The 19,888-nt window shown below is 62.6% G+C and carries 14 protein-coding genes and 2 pseudogenes; 3 read left to right on the top strand and 13 right to left on the bottom strand.

From position 1 onward, the window contains the following. Positions 1 to 82: 82 nt before the first annotated feature. The 3 genes and pseudogenes from V1278_RS28150 to V1278_RS28140 form a co-directional block, all read right to left on the bottom strand. On the bottom strand, positions 83 to 1,288 hold the full coding sequence (locus V1278_RS28150; protein WP_334382938.1) for a serine hydrolase domain-containing protein: 1,206 nt from the start codon (positions 1,286 to 1,288) through the stop codon (positions 83 to 85). A gap of 297 nt (positions 1,289 to 1,585) precedes the next feature. Next, a pseudogene (locus V1278_RS28145) lies at positions 1,586 to 2,697 on the bottom strand (IS630 family transposase). A gap of 72 nt (positions 2,698 to 2,769) precedes the next feature. Further along, positions 2,770 to 3,627 (bottom strand): LysR family transcriptional regulator, encoded by an 858-nt coding sequence (locus V1278_RS28140; protein ID WP_334382937.1) that lies wholly within the window; start codon positions 3,625 to 3,627, stop codon positions 2,770 to 2,772. A gap of 93 nt (positions 3,628 to 3,720) precedes the next feature. Here V1278_RS28140 and V1278_RS28135 point away from each other — a divergent pair, with 93 nt between their 5' ends. Then, on the top strand, positions 3,721 to 4,578 hold the full coding sequence (locus V1278_RS28135) for an MBL fold metallo-hydrolase (protein ID WP_334367914.1): 858 nt from the start codon (positions 3,721 to 3,723) through the stop codon (positions 4,576 to 4,578). Positions 4,579 to 4,998: 420 nt separating this feature from the next. Here V1278_RS28135 and V1278_RS28130 read toward each other — a convergent pair whose 3' ends face one another. The 4 genes from V1278_RS28130 to V1278_RS28115 form a co-directional block, all read right to left on the bottom strand. Beyond that, positions 4,999 to 5,601 carry a DUF4337 domain-containing protein gene (locus tag V1278_RS28130; RefSeq protein WP_334382936.1) on the bottom strand — a complete coding sequence of 201 codons (603 nt, stop codon included), beginning with the start codon at positions 5,599 to 5,601 and terminating at the stop codon, positions 4,999 to 5,001. Between the two features lie 193 nt (positions 5,602 to 5,794). Further along, the gene (locus tag V1278_RS28125; protein ID WP_334382934.1) at positions 5,795 to 6,415 is read right to left on the bottom strand and encodes a DUF1254 domain-containing protein; all 621 of its coding nucleotides are present in this window, start codon (positions 6,413 to 6,415) and stop codon (positions 5,795 to 5,797) included. Then, entirely contained in the window at positions 6,412 to 6,990 is a 579-nt protein-coding gene (locus tag V1278_RS28120; RefSeq protein WP_028348906.1) for a DUF1214 domain-containing protein, read from the bottom strand. The genes V1278_RS28125 and V1278_RS28120 overlap by 4 nt, the downstream gene beginning before the upstream one ends. Positions 6,991 to 7,142: 152 nt before the next feature. Beyond that, positions 7,143 to 9,428 (bottom strand): transglycosylase domain-containing protein, encoded by a 2,286-nt coding sequence (locus V1278_RS28115; RefSeq protein WP_334382933.1) that lies wholly within the window; start codon positions 9,426 to 9,428, stop codon positions 7,143 to 7,145. A 275-nt stretch (positions 9,429 to 9,703) separates the two neighbouring features. Here V1278_RS28115 and V1278_RS28110 point away from each other — a divergent pair, with 275 nt between their 5' ends. After that, complete coding sequence (locus tag V1278_RS28110) at positions 9,704 to 10,219, top strand: YcgN family cysteine cluster protein (protein ID WP_028348904.1); 516 nt, start codon at positions 9,704 to 9,706, stop codon at positions 10,217 to 10,219. Positions 10,220 to 10,380: 161 nt separating this feature from the next. Next, entirely contained in the window at positions 10,381 to 11,955 is a 1,575-nt protein-coding gene (locus V1278_RS28105) for an MDR family MFS transporter (protein ID WP_334367919.1), read from the top strand. A 5-nt stretch (positions 11,956 to 11,960) separates the two neighbouring features. Here V1278_RS28105 and V1278_RS28100 read toward each other — a convergent pair whose 3' ends face one another. The 6 genes and pseudogenes from V1278_RS28100 to V1278_RS28080 all read right to left on the bottom strand — a co-directional run bounded on the left by V1278_RS28100 (position 11,961) and on the right by V1278_RS28080 (position 19,765). Then, entirely contained in the window at positions 11,961 to 13,208 is a 1,248-nt protein-coding gene (locus V1278_RS28100) for an adenylate/guanylate cyclase domain-containing protein (protein WP_334367920.1), read from the bottom strand. Further along, on the bottom strand, positions 13,205 to 13,594 hold the full coding sequence (locus V1278_RS28095; RefSeq protein WP_334367921.1) for a response regulator: 390 nt from the start codon (positions 13,592 to 13,594) through the stop codon (positions 13,205 to 13,207). The genes V1278_RS28100 and V1278_RS28095 overlap by 4 nt, the downstream gene beginning before the upstream one ends. A 2-nt stretch (positions 13,595 to 13,596) precedes the next feature. Next, positions 13,597 to 16,602 (bottom strand): GAF domain-containing protein, encoded by a 3,006-nt coding sequence (locus V1278_RS28090; protein ID WP_442893817.1) that lies wholly within the window; start codon positions 16,600 to 16,602, stop codon positions 13,597 to 13,599. Beyond that, positions 16,600 to 17,190, bottom strand: a pseudogene (locus V1278_RS37050) (GAF domain-containing protein); the annotation flags it as partial. The gene V1278_RS28090 and the pseudogene V1278_RS37050, both read right to left, overlap by 3 nt. Positions 17,191 to 17,388: 198 nt before the next feature. Then, the gene (locus tag V1278_RS28085) at positions 17,389 to 18,102 is read right to left on the bottom strand and encodes a type 1 glutamine amidotransferase (protein WP_334367923.1); all 714 of its coding nucleotides are present in this window, start codon (positions 18,100 to 18,102) and stop codon (positions 17,389 to 17,391) included. A 28-nt stretch (positions 18,103 to 18,130) separates the two neighbouring features. Next, positions 18,131 to 19,765 (bottom strand): thiamine pyrophosphate-requiring protein, encoded by a 1,635-nt coding sequence (locus V1278_RS28080; protein ID WP_334382932.1) that lies wholly within the window; start codon positions 19,763 to 19,765, stop codon positions 18,131 to 18,133. Between the last annotated feature and the right edge of the window lie 123 nt (positions 19,766 to 19,888).

Below are 19,888 nucleotides of genomic sequence, written 5' to 3'. Positions count from 1 at the left end.
CCCGTTGCGGACCTCGGCAATCCGCTTCTGCACGTCGCCGCGCGGCAGCGGTCGCCTTCGGCATTCGGCAAGTCGCGAGAACTCAATGTTGCGAGATATTCAGCGCTCCGTACGTCAGATTGCGCATCGCCGTGAAATAATCGCTGACCTTTTCTGGTGCGACCTGGATCATCTGTACAGCGATCACCTTCTGCGCCGGATCAACCCAGAACTGCGTCCCCCAAACTCCACTCCAACCAAAACTGCCGACTGACCCGCCGCTGGTGCGAATGGCAAAGCCGAGGCCAAACGTTGTCCCATGGTCTGGGCCGACACTGCGGCCCACAAAGCTAACATCGTATGGTAGCGCGTTGGCGGTCATCAGCTTCACTGTCTCAGGTGCGAGTATCCTAACTCCGTCGAGCTCACCGCCATTGAGCAACATTTGGCAGAAGCGCAAGTAGTCGAGAGCCGTCGAGGCAAGTCCGCCGCCACCTGAAAGGAGCTTGCGCGGCTTTGTGATGTCAAATTGAGGAGGACGCGTCGTTGGTGCCTCGACCACGCGGCCGAGGTTTTCGCTCGGTACATAGAAGCCGGTGTCAACCATCCCGAGGGGCTTGAAAATGCGGCTCTGCAGGAATTGATCAAACTGCTGGCCGGAAGCAACTTCGACAGCCCTCGCCAGAACATCTACGCCCCAGCTATATTCCCAGACCTCACCCGGTTGGTGTGCCAGCGGCAAGCTCGAAAGACTTGTCACAAACTCGGCGAGGGAATTGTCCGGCTTGAAAGCGGCCTTGGCGTAGAGCCTGTTGATCGGCTCATCCACAAATTGCGGCGGATAGACCAAGCCGGAAGTATGACGAAGCAGGTCGCGCACGGTCATTGGTCGCTTCGGCGGTTCTAGCGCAATGTCGATCTTCCCTGACGCCGGGTTAGGCTTCGCGGTCGCGACTTGCATGGTCTTCAGCTCGGGCAGGTATTTCGCGACCGGAGCATCGAGATCGAGCTTGCCGTCGTCTACCAGCATCATGGCTGCAACACTGGTGATCGGCTTGGTCATCGACGCGATCCAGAAAATCGAGCCGGTCGTCATGGGAATGGTCTTGGCGCGATCTTGGAAGCCAATGGGTTGAAGATAGGCAAGCTTGCCCTCTTTAGCTATGGCGATGACTGCACCCGACAGGTCCTTGCCCGAAGGGTCGACCGCATCAATCCGTTTCTTGTACCAAGAGGTAATCTGCGAAAATCCCCCTATCGAAGGGTTCTTGATAGCAGGATAGATAGCTGTCGAGAGCGCGACAGTCATAAGAACACATCCGATTGCACTGAAGAATGCCAGGGCCTTTGTCAGTGAGTGTTGCATATGCGTCATGGCGTGCTTCCGCGAAGATAAAGTGGCTCGCTCTGCGTGCGCTTGTGGCACATTCAGCATATCGATTTGAATGAGGTTTGCTACTGCCGTTACGGTGCGCAATGTCGCTTATTGGCCCATCGCGTCATTTCGCTGCGATGAGGAATTTGGTCGCTATCCGGGGCATAGCGGACATCGATCAGCCGCGCCAATCAATCTCGATTTCTGAGTACGCATCCTAGTCACGTGAATCTAAAGTTCGCCACATAAAGTTCGCTGGGCTTTGTGACAGAAGCGTTTGACTGAAGCCAAAATCTGGTCAGCAGACTTGGTCCATTTGAAGGGCTTCGGGTTTTTGTTGTGCAGGTCGATGAAGGTACGGATGTCGGCTTCGAGCTGCCTGACGGAGGTGTGAACACCTCGCTGGATTTGCTTTCTGGTGAGTTCAGCAAACCAGCGTTCGACCTGATTTATCCATGACGCGGATGTCGGCGTGAAGTGGACATGATAGTGCGGCCGTCGGGCGAGCCACGCCTTGATCTTGGGTGTCTTGTGGGTGGCGTAGTTGTCCATGACGATATGGACATCGAGGCCTTCAGGAACTTGAGCATCGATCTCTTTTAGAAACTTCAAGAACTCGACTGCTCGGTGGCGCTTGTAGCATTTGCCGATGACGAACCCCGAGGCGACATCGAGCGCGGCAAACAGCGAGGTCGTACCATGCCGCACATAGCTGTGCGTACGACGTTCCGGCACGCCAGGCGTCATCGGCAAGACCGGCTGCGCTCGCGATCGAGTGCCTGAATCTGGCTTTTCTCATCGATGCTGAGGACAAGGGCCCGGTTCGGTGGGGACAGGTAAAGGCCGACGATATCGCGTACCTTATCGACGAACAGCGGATCGCTCGACAGCTTGAAGGTCTGGCTCCGGTGCGGCTGCAAGCCGAACGCCGCCCACATTCGGCGGATCGTGGTGTGGGAAAAGCCGGTTTCCGCAGCCATCGAGCGGATCGACCAGTGCGTCGCGTCGGCCGGTGTCGTACGCAACGTTCGCTCGATCACCGCGGCAACCTGATCGTCGTTGATGGTGCGAGGGCGGCCGGGGCGCGCCTCGTCGAGCAGACCATCACAGCGATCCTTCAAAAACCGGCGGCGCCACTTGCCAACGGTGTGCTCGTGGATGCCGAGTTCGGCAGCCACAGATTTGCTTGGCAAGCCGTCCGCACATCGCAGGATGGCGCGGCACCGCTCGGATAGCGACCGGGCAACACGGTGACGACGCACTTGCCGCTCCAAATACGTCCGCTCCTGCGCACTCAGCACCAACGCCGCGATCGGCCGGCCTCTCACACCTGCATTCGCCACAAGCGCTCTCCTCTATCGAGAGAGATTCGAGCTATCATTCTAATGTGACGAACTTGCGTTCCAGATGACTAGTCAGCTACTCCGGGACTTCGATTTGGTGCGGCCTGCTCCGGGCCGTTGCCGCTGCAGTTTCGCGATAAAGTTCTGCAGCACCTCCGACGGCGGCCGCCCGGCGCTGTAGGCGAGCCCGACCTCGCGCTTCACGTCGACATCGATTGCGCGCACGACGACATCGGAGTTGGCGCGCGCCACGCCTTCGGGAACGATGGCAATGCCGACGCCGGCCGCCACCAGCGCCATCGCCCAGTCTTCCGATTCGGCAATCGCCGCGGGCACACGCGACGGTGATGCAGCGCGACTGAAGAATTCGCTCTGCTCGCAATGGCAGCGATCAACTATGGCGGCGCTGGCGAGATCGGAGGTGCGCAGCCGCTCCTTCAGCGTCAGCGGATGCGATGGCGGTAACACGGCGACGTAGCGCTCGACCCAGAGCGGAACGAAATGCTCGTCGGCGCGCAGTAGGTTTTTGGAGACGATCCGTGCATCCGCGGCGTCATCGACGCCAACGAGGCGGAGCGCGATGTCGGCGCTCTCGGTCAGCGGCTTCAGAAGCGCAATGGTTCGTGGCCGGTCGAGCGTGCGCATCAGGCCGAGCGTTAGCGCGTTCCGCGTCGCAGGTTTTCGGAACAGGTTTTTCGCGGCGTCCGCCTCATCGATGATGCGGCGGGCGACGGCATGGAATTGTTCGGCCGCTTCCGTCGGTGCCACGCCCTTCTTGTGCCGGATGAACAGCGCCGTGCCGAGCTCGGCCTCCAGATTGGTGATCGCCGCCGAGATCGAGGGCTGCGAGATGAAGCAGCGCTTGGCGGCCGCCGTCAGGTTGCGCTCCTTGAACACGGCCGCGAAATAGCGGAGTTCGCGGATATCCATAGGCTAATCCTATTGGTACTATCAGATATCGATATTTTACCTATAGTTTTCTGGATGGCAAGCAAGGCGACTGACCTCGAAGGAGACATTGTCATGCGCGTCCACCATCTCAACACCGGCACCATGTGCCCGATCGGCCGGCGCCTGGTGAACGGCACCGGCAGCATTTTCCAGCGCGCGCGCATGGTGTGCCATTGTCTGATGATCGAGACCAATGACGGGCTGGCGCTGGTCGATACCGGTATCGGATTGGACGACATTGCCAACCCGCCACGGCTGGGACCCAAATGGGTCCGGCAGACCACGCCGCGGCTCGATCCGGCCGAGACCGCCGTGCGGCAGGTCGAGGCGCTCGGCTATTCCAAAAGCGACGTGTTGCATCTCTTGCTGACGCATCTCGATCGCGATCATGCCGGCGGCATTCCGGATTTTCCGAACGCGAAGGTGCACGTCCATCGCCGCGAGTACGACATGGCGGTGACCGGCCGGACGCCGGCGCCGAAGGGGCGCTACATTACCGATCAGTGGAAGCATGGGCCACAATGGGCGTTCTACGACGAGGGTGGGGAGGACTGGTTCGGTTTCAAGGGCGTGCGCGCGCTTGGCGATCGCGAGCCCGACATCCTGATGATCCCGCTTCCGGGTCATACGCTCGGCCATTGCGGCATCGCTGTGCGAAGCGGAGACAAATGGCTGCTGCACGCCGGCGACGCTTATTTCTTCCACGGCCAGATGCAGGCTTCGCCGCGAATGCCGCTGGTGCTCGGCATGTTTCAGCGCCGCGGCGATATGGATCGCGCCATGCGGATCGAAAACCAGGAGAGGTTACGAACGCTCAAGGCCAATCACGGCGATGCCGTGACCATCTTCAACAGCCACGATCCGGTCGACTACGAGAATTGCCGCTGCGGCCAACACCAGGAAGTGCCGGCTCACGCTAGAGCAGGATGAGATTAGGTTGGGCCGTGATGACGGACCATCTCGTGCTCCGGACGCAAGCGGCGTGAGTGCTGCGAGCCGGGGCCCATTCTACTTTGCATGGGGTTGTTTTCGCGATTTTTGTGTCTAGGCCCTGCGCTGTACCACCGAAGAGTATCTGCACTGCGTCCGGGACACGAGATCGTTGGCTTCGCGCTAATGAGGAATCGATTCGACTCCTACCCATCCCGCTCGAGGCCGTGATCAGCGCTTGGACCGCGGCGCCGGGGGTGGCGGGGGGGGGGGCGGGTGGTTCGGGTTGCTTGGCCGGTGGAGGCTCGATCTCCGTGGTGCAACGCGACGCCGCGAGCGCGGCTTGTGCCTGTGTCACATTGTCGTCGCTCCCCTCGTCCTTGCCAAACAGCACTTGCACCACCATCCGCGTGCGGACCTCTATGCTGCCAGAAACGGTATCTCGACCGCCAGTGTGTAGCCGTTGACCATCAGCAGGCCACCTGCGGCACCGACGATGCCGCCGACGATCGCAAGCCAAGGCAGCGTCGCGACGATCGAGACCGAGATCAGCACGATGGCGATCTGCAGAAGAGCTTCGGCATAGTCGAAGTAGGGATCCTGCTTCAGCGCATGGTCGCGCCTGCTCTCGTAGTCCTTGGCCCGCGCCATCAATTCCTTCTTGCCCTCCTGCGTCCCGGGCTCGGACTCGTAGCGTGCCGCCGTCTTGCGATAGGCCTCCGCTTTTGCCTTCAGGGCCGTCCTGGCCTCGGCGTTGAGGCTTCCGTCCTGCAGGAACGCCAATTCGATCGCGTCGGCCGCGAGGTTGTAGTCGGTCTGGCGGATGTTCTTGGCCTGGTAGAAGGCATAGTGGTTCGCGGCATAGATGTTGTTGTTGGTCGCCTCCTTGCCGGCGTTGGCGCCGCCAAGCCCGGTGATGGCCAGCAGCATCGCCAGAATGGCGATGCTGACCGCCGCGCGCTGCTTGAAGCGGTCGTTCTCCTTCTCCTGATCCATCATGTCCGCGGCGTCTTCGGCTTTCATCGATCGGCTCCTCCTCGCTCCTAAAGGGCAGGCACGATAAACAACGGCGTTATGTCACCATCGCGACGCATGAGCACGTTGATTTGTTCCACAGAATGCGGCAGGCGCGATCGGTCATACGAAGGGATCGGCAATTCCCACGCAGCGATCAAGGTTTACGCTAGGTAAGTGTCGGCCCCGACCAAGTCGTCATTCAGCGCTTGGATCTTGGCGCGGGCGCAGGGGCTGGCACGGGCGGTGCGGGCTCGGGCTGCTTGGCCGGCGTCGGCTCGGTCTCCACGGTGCAACGCGATGCCGCGAGCGCGGCTTGCGCCTGCGGCATCAGGCCGGGCTCCGGCGCCAGGGCCTTGAGCACGATCAGGCCTGTCGTGGTGGGAGAGTCGATGATCAGCCGGTCGGCGGCGGTGACTTCCTCATCCTCCGGCAATTCGCCGTGTTGCTCCTCCGTCATCAGATCGAGCTCGATCACCTTGCGGCCGGCCGAGCGGTCGTTGATGGCGTAGTAGGCGACCTCGTTGCGGGTATAGAACGACACCGACGTATAGGCCTGACTGACCGGCACCGTCAGCTTGAGCGGTCCCCCGGAGAGGTCGTAGCGGCAGATCGCGACCGCAAAGGCCGGGTCCATGAACGGCATCGGCGCGTTGTTCGGTTCGGCGTGCGGCAGCGCAGTGACGGCGTTCTCTTTGGTCATCGGCGTCAGCCGCGAATAGGCGTCTTGCGTCGCGATGCGCGGCAGTGCGAGCACGCTGACGAGATGCACCACGCCGCCCAGCAGCACGCCCGCGATGATGGTGAATGCCAGCCGGATCATGGGCAGTTCACCGTGGTGATGGCGGGCATCGGCGCGTCGCGCTGCGTGCGCGTCGCAACGCCGACCGGCGTATCGTAAAGCCGCAGCATCAGCGCGTAGCGCTCGATGCCGCCGGTCGGCAGCCAGTTGCCGGCCCGCGAGCGCGCCGCCACCCGGATCTCGAACCCGCCGTCGGAGCCGCGGACAATTTCCTGGCTGGTGAAGCCGTAACGTTGCAGCGAATTGGCGACCAGATGCCCCTTGCGGTCGAACAGCGTCAGCGTCCAGAACCGGGCTGCCGGCGTCACCCCGCTGACGATGACGTCGCAGCGCCCGTCGAGCGGCTTGTTCTTGTCGTCGGTGGTGGCCGTGAAGGCGATGCCGTCGCCGGTGCCAACAGGCAATTCGCCGCTACGGGCGATCGAGGCGCGCGAATAGGGATCGATTTCGGAACTGCCGGCCTTGGGCCGTGCAGTCCAGGCGCCGATCGTGAGCGTGCCGAGATCGGTGCCGCGCGTCGCCGTCAGGTAGGTCGAGCCGAGACCTACGGCTGTGGCAAGCGCCAATGCCAGCAAGGTGATGAAGATCAGCCGCACAGGCCAGTGCTCCGAACTCTCACGGCATCAGATTCCGCTTGAACCGGCTTCATCCGAAACCTGAAGCGCTGCTCTTGTTTCGAACATGTCGGGGCGGACGCTTCGCATCTGCTCCGAGGAACGCCGGTTAAGGTTCTGCCGGATCATGCCTTTTAATTCTTCCGCTCCGCCGGCGCAGCCTGTCCGCCAGCGGCTGCGACATAGTTCTCGGGAAACGCCAGCGCGCCTGACGTGACCGGCTTGGAGGGCTGCTTCTGGTCGTTGGACGAGGTCTTGCCCGCGGCCCTCCCGGCCTCGTCGAGCAGTTTCTCGACGCGCACCAGAATATCCGCGCCGCGCTTGGTCAATACCGGCGGCGGCCCCGGCTTGGTCTCCGGCGCCCGTGCCGCGCCGTTGGCCGCGGCGCTGGCGGATTGGGCGGGCTGGGGCTGCTTCGTGCCCATGCCGAAGCCTGGGATTTCCTTCACCTCGACGCCCTGATGCGCGACGACCATGATGTCGTGCCAGGTTTGCGCGGGAAGCGAGCCGCCGGTCATGCGGTTGGTGGGTGAGTAGTCGTCGTTGCCGTACCAGACCGCGCAGGTGAAATTGCCGGTGAAACCGACGAACCAGGCGTCGCGATAGGCGTTGGTGGTGCCGGTCTTGCCCGCGGTCGGGATGCCGTCGATCGCGGCGCGGCGGGCGGTGCCTTCGCTGACGACATGGCTCATCATCTCCGACATGTCGGCGGCGACGGAGGCGGGAATGGCTTGCACCGGCTTCTTGCCGTCGCGGTCGAAGCGCCAGACCAGGTCGCCGGCGCCAGTGCGCACTTCCAGCACCGCGTGAGGTTTCACCGACTTGCCCTTGTTGGGGAAGGTGGCATAGGCGACTGCGTGTTCGAGCACGGTGACTTCATCGGAGCCGATCGGCATCGACGGCGTATCGGGCAGGGGCGCCGTGAGGCCGAACCGGCGTGCCACCTCGGTAATCTTGGCGCGCCCGGCCTTGGCCGGGTTCGCCACCTTGCCGCCGAGCGCAATCGACAGCTTCACCGGCACGACGTTGATCGAGCGGGTGATCGCCTGCGTCAGCGTCACCGAGCCGGAATAGGAATGGCCATAGTTCTGCGGGCACCAGTTGCCGATGCAGACCGGGCCGTCGACCACGATCGAGGTCGGCTTGTAGCCGTTCATGAGCGCCGTGGCATAGACATAGGGCTTGAATGATGAGCCCGGCTGTCGGTAGGCGTCGGTGGCGCGGTTGAACTGGCTCGCGCCATAGTCGCGTCCGCCCACCATGGCGCGGACGCCGCCGTCGAGGTCGGCAACCACGACGGATGCTTGCGTCGCGTGGTAGTCGCGGCCGAATTGGCGGAGCTGGTTCTCGACCGTTTCCTCGGCGGCGCGCTGCACGTTCATGTCGATCGAGGTACGGACCACGAAGACGCGCTCGGTGTAGGATTTCGGGAAGGTATCGACCAGCCTGCGCATTTCCTCAAAGGCGTAGTCCAGATAGTAGTTCGGCGAATTCTCGTCGCGGCGGTCGACGGCGAAGGCCGGGTTGCGCCGGGCGCCGAACACCTGGCCTTCGGTCATGAAGCCGGCATCGACGAGGTTGTCGAGCACGATGTTGGCGCGGGCGCGGGCGGCGGGCAGGTTGATGTGCGGGGCGTATTTGGTCGGCGCCTTGAACAGCCCGGCCAGCATCGCCGATTCCGCCAGAGTGACGTCGCGCGCCGACTTGTTGAAGTAGAAATGCGCGGCGCCGTCGACGCCGAACGTCCCGCCGCCCATATAGGCGCGGTCCAGATATAGCTTCAGGATTTCGTTCTTGGTCAGCCGCGTCTCGAGCCAAATCGCAAGGAAAGCTTCCTTCACCTTGCGCTCGATGGTGCGCTCGTTGCTCAGGAACAGGTTCTTCGCCAATTGCTGCGTGATCGAAGAGCCGCCCTGGCGCACGCCGCCGGCTTGCGCGTTGGTCACGAGCGCGCGCGCGGTACCGGGGAAGTCGATGCCGAAATGGTCGTAGAAGCGGCGGTCTTCGGTCGCCAGCGTCGCCTTGATCAGATTGTCCGGAAAATCTTCCAGAGGGATCGAGTCGTTATGTTTGATGCCGCGGTTGCCGATCGGGTTGCCGTAGCGGTCGAGGAACTGTACCGCGAGATCGGATTTCTTCAGCCAGTCGTCATCGGCGGTTTCGCGAAACGCGGGGATTGCCAGCGCCAGCATCACGATCAGCCCGCCAAGGCCGATGGTGGCGGCTTCCGAAAACGGCTCGATGAACACCCAGCGCTTCCAGCGGCCGACATAGAAGCGGTCCATGAAGGTGGAGTAGCGCTCGTACAGCTCGCGCAGGCCCTTGCCCGACGAGAACAGCGTCGAGTCGATACGCGCATCCAGATCCAGAAGGAAGTTCCGGATCTTCTGCTTCAATTCTGGAGGTACGATCTGGCGCACCGGGGCCCTTGATCTGTTCTAGTCGCGCCCGGCGGGGCCGGTCGAGACGTCTTGCTTGGATGTTGCGACAAACCCAAGGCGCTTTTACGACCTCGGGGACTCGCCATTGTTCTATCCGAGCGGGGGCTATAAACCAATGCTCTCGCTCACCATTTTGACGGTCAGCCCTAACGCTGCCGTTGGCTTTTGGCTCCGTAGTGAGACCCGCTTGCGCCCCCGTCGCCGGACCTCCTAGAAGGGCCGCAGCCGACCGACCCGAGAAAACGATTGATTGCATGACCGCGCCGCGCAAATCGCCTTCCGGCCAGGAGGGTTTCTTCTGGAAAACCAAGACGTTGGAGGAGATGTCCAGCGCCGAATGGGAAAGCCTGTGCGATGGTTGCGCGCGCTGCTGCCTGGAAAAGCTCGAAGACGAGGATACCGGCAAAATCTACTTTACCCATGTTTCCTGCAAACTGCTCGATTCCGGCCTGTGCACCTGCAAGGATTACCAGAACCGTTCCGACAAGGTTCCGGATTGTGTCCGCCTGACGCCCGAGAACGTCCGCACCCTGAGCTGGCTTCCGCCGAGCTGCGGCTACAAGCTGGTTGCCGAGGGACGCGATCTCTATTGGTGGCATCCGCTGATCTCGGGCGATCCCAATACCGTGCATGAAGCCGGCGTTTCGGTGCGCGGACGGGTCCAGGGCACCGAGGACGAGATCCCCGACGAAGACCTCGAGGACCACATCGTGCAATGGCCGGCCTTGTTGCCGAAGCGGGCGCGGCTGAAGAAGCGGCCCAAAGCCTGAACCTACCGCCCTGATCGATCACGGAAACGCGACGATATTCTCGCGGGATGCACCCATGCGCGCGAGGCGCTGCCCCGAGAGGAATTTGCCCTCTAAGGTGCTGGCCATATGGCGAATCCATCTCGGCGGCTTTGGTCGCGCAGAACAATATTACGTCCGACATGAACCAGCACCAGCGGCAGGGCCGTGAACCTGCCGACCAGACGACATTGCCCGACGATATCGGCGACGAGCTCTCGCGCATCACGACAGAGGTCATTGAGGTCAGCGATGCGCCGCCGATTGCGCCGCCCGCGCCGCTGACCCCGGACGAGGTCCGCACCATCCTGATGAGCCTGCTGCTGACGATGTTCCTGGCGGCGCTCGACCAGACCATCGTGGCGACGGCGCTGCCGACCATCGGCCGCCAGTTCAACGACGTCAGCAATCTGTCCTGGGTCATCACCGCCTATCTCCTGGCCTCGACCGCGGTTGCACCCGTATTCGGCACGCTGAGCGACATCTACGGCCGCCGCGTCATGATCACGGTTTCGCTTGCCCTGTTTACGGTCGGCTCGATTCTTTGCGCGGTGGCGCCCAACATGCCCGTATTGATCGTTGCGCGCGGCCTGCAGGGGCTTGGCGGCGGCGGCATCATGCCGGTCGTGCAGACCGTGATCTCCGACGTCGTGAGCCCACGCGAGCGCGGCAAGTATCAGGCCTATTTCAGCGGCGTCTGGATGGCGGCTGGGCTGATGGGCCCTGTGCTCGGCGGCGTGTTCGCCGAGCATCTGCACTGGTCGATGATCTTCTGGATCAACGTGCCGCTTGCGGTCGGCGCGATGTTTCTGCTGCTGCCGAAGATGGGCAAGATTCCGGTGTTCCACCGACGCCGCAAGGTCGACTGGCTCGGCGGCGTGCTGCTGATGGCGTCTGCCGTCGTGGTCATGCTGGTGCTCACCTGGGGCGGCAACCGCTATGCCTGGCTGTCGCCTTCGATCATGGCGATGATCGGCGCCTCGGTGGCGCTGGCGCTCGCCTTTGTCTGGCACGCGCGCAATGCCGAGGAGCCGTTTCTGCCGCTGCCGCTCCTCGGCGGGACAGTGGTGCCCTACGCCATGGTGGCGGGCGCTTGCGCGCTGGGCGCCATCACCGGGCTGACCGTGCATCTGCCACTGTATTACGAGGTCGTCTATCATCTGACCGCGAGCGAAGCGGGGCTTGCGCTGATTCCACTCGCCGCGATCTCCACCTGTGGTGCGGCGATCGCCGGACGGACCATGGCGCGCGCCAAGCACTACAAGCGCGTGGCTCTCGTGGGTACGTCGGCGGCGGCGATCTTCGGTATGGTGCTGACCGTGGCGACGCTGCCGCTGTGGGCCTTGCTGATCGTGCTGTCGCTGTTCGCGCTTGGGCTCGGCACGACATTCCCGGTCAGCGTGGTCTCGCTGCAGAACGCGGTGGCGCGCCCGCAGATCGGCACCGTCACGGGCGCGATGAACTTCTTCCGCGCGCTGATGTCGTCGTTCACGGTCGCCGCCTTCAGCGCGATCCTGTTGATGGCGCTGGGCGCCGGTATCTCGCTCGGCGAACACCGGGGACCGGCGAATGCGATACCAATAGCCGACATGATCACGGCGTTCCGCTACGTGTTCGGAGCCGCCGCCGCGCTCTTGGCCTGCGCCGCGGTGTGTATCATCGCGATGGAAGAACGGCCGCTGGCCGGTCCGTCGACGCCTTCGGAGATGGCGGAGTAGGGCGCCTATTCGATTGGCATGCGAGCGCCCTTCGCGCCGTTTAGCAATCGCTTGAGGTGAAAGTTGGCCAGGGGATCCTCGGCGTGCGAACCGACAAGTGCGGCAAAGGCCGGCATTGCACTGCCATCGCCGGCCTCGAGCTTGGCGAAAGCTTCGCCATACAGTGAAGTCGCTGGCGCCCCAAAACTTGCTGCCGATAACGGCTCGTAGGCGCGCAATGGTTCGCTGCGCCCACGCAGCACGAGATCCCCGATCGGCCGGCCCCTGAAGTTCTCCACCGCGTTTGCAATTGTCGCGCTGACGCAGATTCGCGTGCCGAGAAACTTGTTGGCGGCTTCGAGTCGCGCCGCCGTGTTGATGGTGTCGCCGTAAGCGGTGTAGTCAAAGAAGCGGCTGCCCCCGAAATTGCCCACCAGCGCAGGACCCGCATGAACGCCGATGCGGGTGGCACCGAAATTCACGCCCTTCGCCTTCCACCGTTCGCGAAACGCCTCCGCCCATACGTCAAGCTCTTGCGCGCAGGCGACTGCGCGCGTCGCATAGTCGGGCTGGTCGCTGGGTGCGTTGAACAGAACCTCGATCGCATCGCCGATCACCTTTGCCACGGTCCCCTCATGGGCAAAGGTGACATCGGTCATTCCGGTCACATATTCGTTGAGCAGCTGCCCGAGGAGTTCGGGCGCGGCAGCCTCAATGAGTGAGGTGAAGCCGGTTATGTCGGTGAAGATGACCGCAACGTCGCGCCAGGTCACCTCCGTGCTGTCGCCCACACTGGCCGCAAGCCGCTTGGCGAGCTCGGGCGAGAAATAGCGGGAGAGCGAAGCATGGGCTCGCTCGGCTTCCGTCTGACGGCGACGTGCCTCGCGCAGCATTTCGATGTGCCGCAGGGTCTTATCGATCGTCGCTTCGAGATCGGCAAAATCGATCGGCTTGGTCAGGAAGTCGAACGCACCGCGATTCATCGCGGTGCGGATGTTGCTCATGTCGCCGTAAGCCGACACGATAATGGTCGATTTCTTGTCCTCGGATTCTTGCAGCTTGGCGAGCAGCGACAGGCCGTCCATTCGTGGCATGTTGATGTCGGCGACCACCAAGTCGACGTGCGGATGCTCTTCTAGCGACTGCAACGCCTCGAGCCCGTCACGCGCAAACATGAAGCTGACCAAACCCTCGCGAACCTGCCGTCGGAATTTCTGAAGGACCAGCGCCTCCAGATCCGGCTCATCATCAACCACGAGGATTGTTGCGGTCATGCGGCTTGCTCGAGTCTGGCATCGATCTTCTGACGCAGCGTCACGAAATCGATCGGTTTGTTCAGAAGGTCAGTTGCGCCGTTCTCGAGCGCCTTGCGCCTGGTGTCGGCATCGCCATAGGCCGTGATCATGATGACCGGCACCTCGGGCCGCATCTCCTTGACCTTCGGCAGCATTTCCAGCCCCGTCATGCCGGGCATGTTGATGTCGGACAGGATGAGGATCAGCGAATGCTCGATGGTTGAGCCGACGCGCGCCAAAGCGTCCGGCGCGGACCGGGCGAAGTCCATGACGAATCGCTGTGCACGCAGGTCGCGGCGGAATTGCTGGCGGAACAACGCTTCCACGTCGGGCTCGTCATCCACAACTAGAACCAGAACACTCACGGCTATCCTCTGGACTTTTCTGCAAAATTGCTTGTTCGCGGCAACACGATACGGAATTCAGTGAAATGGCCTTGTTCAGTATCCACCTCAATGGTGCCGCCATGTTGCTTCACGATGATATCGTGGCTCATCGATAGTCCCAAACCGGTCCCTTCGCCGGCCGGCTTGGTGGTGAAGAAGGGGTTGAACATCTTCTCCTTTACCTCGGGCGGAATGCCGGTGCCGTTGTCGCGGATGCGGATTTCGACGGCATCGCCGAGGTCCTTGGTGCCGGCCCGCAGCGTCGGCTCGAAGCCGGGTTCACCGCTTTCCTTTCGGCGCTTGGTCACGGCATAGAACCCGTTCGAGACGAGATTGAGGAGCACGCGGGTGATCTCCTGCGGGAACAGGTCGATCTGACCGGCGGCCGGATCGAAATCGCGCTCGAGTGTGACGTTGAAACCCGGCTGCTCGGCGCGGGCGCCGTGATAGGCGAGGTTGAGGCTCTCGTCGACCAGCGCGTTGATGTCGGACGGCCGATGCTCGCCGCCGCCTTCGCGCGAATGCAAGAGCATGTTCTTGACGATGGAATCGGCGCGCTTGCCGTGCTGCACGACCTTTTCCAGGTTGTCTTTCAACAGCCCCGTCAACTCATGGACTTCCGCACGGACCTCTTCGGCAAGCTCAGTGGGCTTGAGGACGTCGTTCAGCTCTTCGGTCAACTCCGCTGATAGGGCTGCGAAATTGTTGACGAAGTTCAGCGGGTTCTTGATCTCGTGGGCGATGCCCGCGGTGAGCTGCCCGAGCGAGGCGAGCTTTTCAGTCTGCACGAGGCGGTCCTGCGCGGTGCGGAGGTCCTCGAGGGATTTTGACAGCTCGCGCGTCCGCGCCTGCACCTCCTCGAACAGCTGCACATTGCCGATGGCGATCACCGCCTCATCGGCAAAGGTCCGGAGCAGGGCGATTTGCTTGTCGCTGAATGGCTCCACCTCTTGGCGGCGAAGCGTGAGGGCTCCCAGGCTCTCGCCCTCGCGCAGCAGGGGGACGCTCAGGACGGTACGGACGCCGTCGCCGCCGGTGTGATGCGACAGCTCCCGGCTGCCGGCGAAGTCGTTCGCTTGTTCCGAGAAAACGTCGGTCACGTGGACTGTGGTCTGGTCCAGGAAAGCCCGGCCGGCTGCCCAGTCGCGGCCGATCGGCCATTTCTCGACATTGATCTCGATGGGGCCATGATGCGCCCTGAAGCGCAGATCGTCGCCGTCCCGGAGCTGCACGACCGCATCGCTAGCCGCACACAGATCACAGGCGCTTTCGACGATAGACTGCAGTACCGGATCGAGGTCGGTCGGCGAGGAGGCGATCACCTGCAGAATGTTGGCGCTGCCGGTCTGGTAGGTGAGGGCTTCGGAGAGATCACGCGTCTTGGCCTGCACCTCATCGAACAGGCGGACATTCTCGATGGCGATGACGGCCTGGTCGGCGAAGGTCTGCACCAGCTCGATTTGCCTGTCGGTGAAGGGTTGCACGGCGGTCCGGCAGAGGAAGATCACGCCGATTGGCTGCCCCTCGCGGAGGAGGGGAACGCCCAGCAGTGTGCGATAGCCGGCAACTCTCTGCTGCTCGGAATAGGTGTACTCTGGATCGGCTAGTACGTCCGGAATCTGAACCGCCTTGGCCGCAACGAGAACACGTCCGACGACGCTGCCGCGGCCAGGATACAACCGCACGGAAACATTCAACCGTTCCCATTCCGGAGAGAAGTTATATCGCGTTGCATGATAATAGCCGCCATCGGGGTGCTGCCGTGTCATCGCCGCCATGTCGGCGTCGCAAAGCCGCGCGGCGGATTCGGTCAACGTATTGAGCACGGTCTCCAGATCGAACGCCGAGCGGCTGATCACCTTGAGCACGTCGGCGGTCGCCGTCTGCTGCTGCAGCGCCTCGCTCAAATCCTCGGTGCGCGCCTTCGCCTCGTTGAACAGTCCGACATTCTTGATCGCGATCACAGCCTGATCAGCGAACATCTGCAGCAAGCGGGTATGTTGTTCGCCGAACGGGCCGGGCGCGACGCGGGTGACGGTGATGATGCCGATCGCCGCGCCGTCATTCATCAGCGGCGCGAACAGCATGCTGCGATAGCCGCGCGCCCGCGCAATGTCGCGCGCCGCCGGCTCGCGTTCGGTATCAGGCAATTCCGCGGGCGCGCCTTCACGCGTCAGGTGGTAGGGCGGAAACTTGTCGAGGGGAGCCGGGAATGAGGCTTGCAGGACGGCATCGCCGACCGCGTCGGTCGGCGTATAGGCAGCCAGATGGATCTTGCCATCGATGTAGCGGAACACCGCGGCCGAAAAACCGCCGATCAGGCGGTTGGCGCTGTCTGCAATGGCATCGAATACCGGCTGAACGTCAGAAGGCGAGGACGCAATGACCTTGAGGATTTCGGCCGTGGCGGTCTGCCGCTCCAGCGCTTCCTTTGTCTCGTTGAACAGCCGCGCATTCTCGATTGCGATCACCGCCTGGTCGGCGAAGGTCTGAAGCAGCTGAACATGGTGCGGCGCGAAGGCGCCGGGCTCTTTGCGCGTCACGCTGATCATGCCGACCGCCGTGCCGCGGTTCATGAGCGGCGTGAACAGCACACTGCGGAAGCCGCGCAGCCGGGCCAAGTCCCGGTTCGCTTCCGGCACCTCTTCGGCTTCGGTGTCGGCGAACTGGATAGTTTCCCCGTTGCGGACCAGCGCAAAGATCGGGAGTTCCGCGAGCTTGCGCGGGAAGGAGGCCTTCAGCGCTTCATTCGCCTCGGGACTGGTCGGTGTGTAGGCGACCAGATGAAGCTCATCGCCGATGAAATGCAGTACCGTGGTCGAGAACCCGCCCAGCAAATGCTTGGCGCTTTCTGCGATGGCTTCGAACACCGGCTGCACGTCCGACGGCGAGGAGGCGATCACCCTGAGGATGTCTGCGGTGGCCGTCTGCCGTTCCAGCGCCTCGCGCGTCTCGTTGAACAGCCGCGCATTCTGGATCGCGATCACGGCTTGATCGGCGAAGGTCTGGACAATCGCGAGCTGCCCTTCCGAAAAACGGAATCCGGCCTGCGGATGGGTAAAGATGATCGTACCGATGCCTTGCTCCTGATCGATCAACGGCACGAAAGTAATGGATCGAAAACGGCCGGCGATTGCGGCCTTGCGCGTAAACTCCGGTGTGTCGGGAGCGGTAACGTCGGGGATCTCAATGATACGACGTTCGAGAATCGCGCGAGCCGAAGGAGAGCGGTCCGGATCGAACGGAATAGGATATACCGAGCGGGCGCGATCGACATCAAAGCCGGTGATTGAAGCTGCTGTCGCACTCCAGTGCAGCTCGCCGTCTTCGAACGTTGTGATTGTCGCGCTGCAGGGTTCGAACAGCTTTGCCGCGCTGTTGACGATCGCCTCGAACACTGGCTGAACATCGGCAGCCGATCCAGCGATGACCTTCAGGATGCCGGCCGTGGCGCCTTGGCGGTCCCGCGCGAGGTTCAGTTCCCGACGCAGATTTGCGTTCTCGATCTCAAGCTCGATCTGGCGTGCCTTCGCCTCGTCGCGCTCGGCGCGGGCGGATTCGAGGCGCGACTCCATCTCGGTGATGGCTGATTCCAGCTCATCGATCGCGACCGACTTGTTCTCGGGAAGCGTCGCCATTCCAACTATCCATGCCCGGAGCGCGGGGCATGACCGATTGGCCCCTCGCGCCGCGGTTCCAACCGGATTATTTCATCCCGGAAGCCTTAGAGCCAGCGCTCATAGAGGTCTTAAGACGGCCTTTCGGTGCTCACGTCACCTTGATCGGGCGAGGAAACGTGTGATTGCGCCCCCAAGTCTTGCGCCTTCCAAGGGCTCAGCGAGCGAGGCTTTTGCGGCTGCGACAAGGCCGTCGGGCGCATGGCCCTTGCTCCCGGCTATCTCGCAGCAGGCCAGCGCGTAGCCGACAGAGAATTCCGGATGCGGCTGCACCGAGAGCGTGGTGCCGCCGGGATAGAGCAGTCCGGCATATTCGGTGAATGCCGATGACAGGATGGTTTTGGCGCCCGGGGGCGGCGTGACGACCTGATCCTGATGCGAGGCGGCCAGCGCTATGCGCGGGCCTTCGACGACGCCGTTGCCGGGCGCCACGTCGTAAACGTGCCGCCCGATGCCCCAGCCTTTCTCGGACTTGCGCACGGTGCCGCCCAACGCCTGTGCGATCAATTGATGGCCGAAGCAGACGCCGACCATCGGCACCTTGTTCTCGTGGGCTGCGCGCACGAAGTTCTCGAGCGGGGCGATCCACTCGAACCCGTCATAAACGCCGGCCGCGGAGCCGGTGATGAGGATCGCCTCCAGACTTTCGATGTCCGGCAGCGGATCGCCAGCGGGAATGCGGACGGTATTGAAGGTGAAGTCGGCGTCGGCGGCGCCGATCATCTGCTCGAACATCTGCGGATACGATCCGTAGAGTTCGCGGTTTTTGGGACTGACCAGCCCGGTTTCGATGATGGTGACGCGCGACATCGGCGATTGATGGTCTCTCTGCGTACCCTCAGATTCCCGGCCTTGACACCTCGGTCTCCTTGCTGGTGATGAATTCCAACAGCACCGGGACGCCTTCCTGTGTCTTCTGGATACCGCGCCTGATGGCGGGGATGATGTCTTCCGGTTTCGTCACCCGCTCGCCATAGCCGCCGAACGCGCGCGCCATCGCGGCGTAGTCGCCGGAAATGTCGGTGGAGCGGTATTTCTCGGTCGAGATCGGCATCACCTTCAACTCGATCGCCATGGAAAAATTGTTCAAGAGGATCGACATGATCGGGATGCGTTCGCGCACCGCCGTTTCGAAATCCATGCCGGTGAAGCCGATCGCGGCATCGCCCCAGACGTTGATGCAGAGCTTGTCGGGTTTTGCCAGCTTGGCGCCCATCGCAAGGCCAAGGCCGTAGCCGAGCTGCGTGGTCTTGCCCCAGCCGATATAGGACAGAGGCTCGACCGATTTCCAGAACGGCGAGAGCTGGTCGCGCGGGCTGCCGGCGTCGTGAGTGATGATGGTGTTGTTGATGTCGACGGTGTGCTGCAGGTCCCACAACACCCGATAAGGGTTCAGCGGCGCTTCGTTATGCGTCAGCTTCGGCATCCATTTCGCCAGCCATTCCTTGTGAGAGGCGGCGATCTCGGCGGCGACCGCGGTTGCGTCCCGATCGGACGTAACGGTCTTGCCGATCTCTTCCAGCAAGGCATCGAGCACCAGGGTAGCATCGCCGACCAGGCCGATTTTGGCCTCGACATCCTTGTTAAGATGGTTCGGATCGAGCGTGGAATGAATGATGGTCTTGCCCTTCGGCATGGCGATGCCGAACGAGGTTTCGGTGAACGAGCAGCCGATTCCTAAGATCACGTCGGCGTCGCCCAAGAATTTCGGCACCGCGCGTGGCACGGCGAGGCCGCCCGAGCCCAGCGATAGCGGATGCGTCTCCGGAAACGACGACTTGCCGCCAAGGCTGGTCGTGACGGGAATGGCGAGGCGCTCCGCCAGCCGTCTGAGCTGCGGCCAGGCCTTTGCGTAATGCACGCCCTGACCGGCATAGATCACCGGACGCTTCGCTGCGATGAGCAGGGCGGCCGCTTCCTTCACATGCAGGGGATCCGCGCCGTAACGCGTGCGCAGCACCGGTGTATAGTTGAGAGGCTCCGGCACTTCCTCGTTCCACATGTCGGCCGGGATTTCGACAATGACCGGTCCCCCGCGGCCATTCTTCAATTTGGTGAACGCTCTCCGGAAGATGTTGCAGACTTCCGCCGCGATGTTGATCGGCTCGGACGACTTCGAGAACGCCTTCATCGCCTGGCTGGAATTGAAGTTCGGATCGATATTGGCGAGTCTTCGCGCGTAGCCCATCGGCAGCACCAGCACGGGGACGGATTCGCCGTAGCATTGCGCCACGCCGCCCATCGCGTTCTCGGCGCCGGGCCCGTGCTGCATGCAGAACGCGCCGATCGAACGGCCCGAGGTGACGCGCGAGATCGCATCCGCCATGTGAACGCCGATGCGCTCCTGCCGCACCATCACCGGGCGGATGTCGGCATTGGCGGCATATTCGATGAGATGATTGACCGGATAGCCGCAGAGGATTTCGATTCCCTCGCGCTTCATGATTTCTGCGATGGCGGCGCCGAGTTTCATGACGGTCTCTCCCCCTGGATGCAGGCCGGTTTGGGTCCGGCCAATTTGCGACAGTAGGAACAGGATTTCCACGCGAGGTAAAGCGAAGCTGCACGTGCGCGCGGAAGTGCTGATATGCGTTTC

This window comes from Bradyrhizobium sp. AZCC 1577 (genome assembly GCF_036924575.1).
Lineage (GTDB): Bacteria > Pseudomonadota > Alphaproteobacteria > Rhizobiales > Xanthobacteraceae > Bradyrhizobium.
Note: the sequence above shows the minus strand (reverse complement) of the source record. Positions and strands in the feature narration are given on the sequence as shown.

What these genes read in the sequence shown, in the direction of transcription:
- V1278_RS28150 (WP_334382938.1), bottom strand. Translation starts at nt 1,288, where the DNA reads ATGACTGTCGCGCTCTCGACAGCTATCTATCCTGCTATCAAGAACCCT.
- V1278_RS28140 (WP_334382937.1), bottom strand. Translation starts at nt 3,627, where the DNA reads ATGGATATCCGCGAACTCCGCTATTTCGCGGCCGTGTTCAAGGAGCGC.
- V1278_RS28135 (WP_334367914.1), top strand. Translation starts at nt 3,721, where the DNA reads ATGCGCGTCCACCATCTCAACACCGGCACCATGTGCCCGATCGGCCGG.
- V1278_RS28130 (WP_334382936.1), bottom strand. Translation starts at nt 5,601, where the DNA reads ATGAAAGCCGAAGACGCCGCGGACATGATGGATCAGGAGAAGGAGAAC.
- V1278_RS28125 (WP_334382934.1), bottom strand. Translation starts at nt 6,415, where the DNA reads ATGATCCGGCTGGCATTCACCATCATCGCGGGCGTGCTGCTGGGCGGC.
- V1278_RS28110 (WP_028348904.1), top strand. Translation starts at nt 9,704, where the DNA reads ATGACCGCGCCGCGCAAATCGCCTTCCGGCCAGGAGGGTTTCTTCTGG.
- V1278_RS28105 (WP_334367919.1), top strand. Translation starts at nt 10,381, where the DNA reads ATGAACCAGCACCAGCGGCAGGGCCGTGAACCTGCCGACCAGACGACA.
- V1278_RS28100 (WP_334367920.1), bottom strand. Translation starts at nt 13,208, where the DNA reads ATGACCGCAACAATCCTCGTGGTTGATGATGAGCCGGATCTGGAGGCG.
- V1278_RS28085 (WP_334367923.1), bottom strand. Translation starts at nt 18,102, where the DNA reads ATGTCGCGCGTCACCATCATCGAAACCGGGCTGGTCAGTCCCAAAAAC.
- V1278_RS28080 (WP_334382932.1), bottom strand. Translation starts at nt 19,765, where the DNA reads ATGAAACTCGGCGCCGCCATCGCAGAAATCATGAAGCGCGAGGGAATC.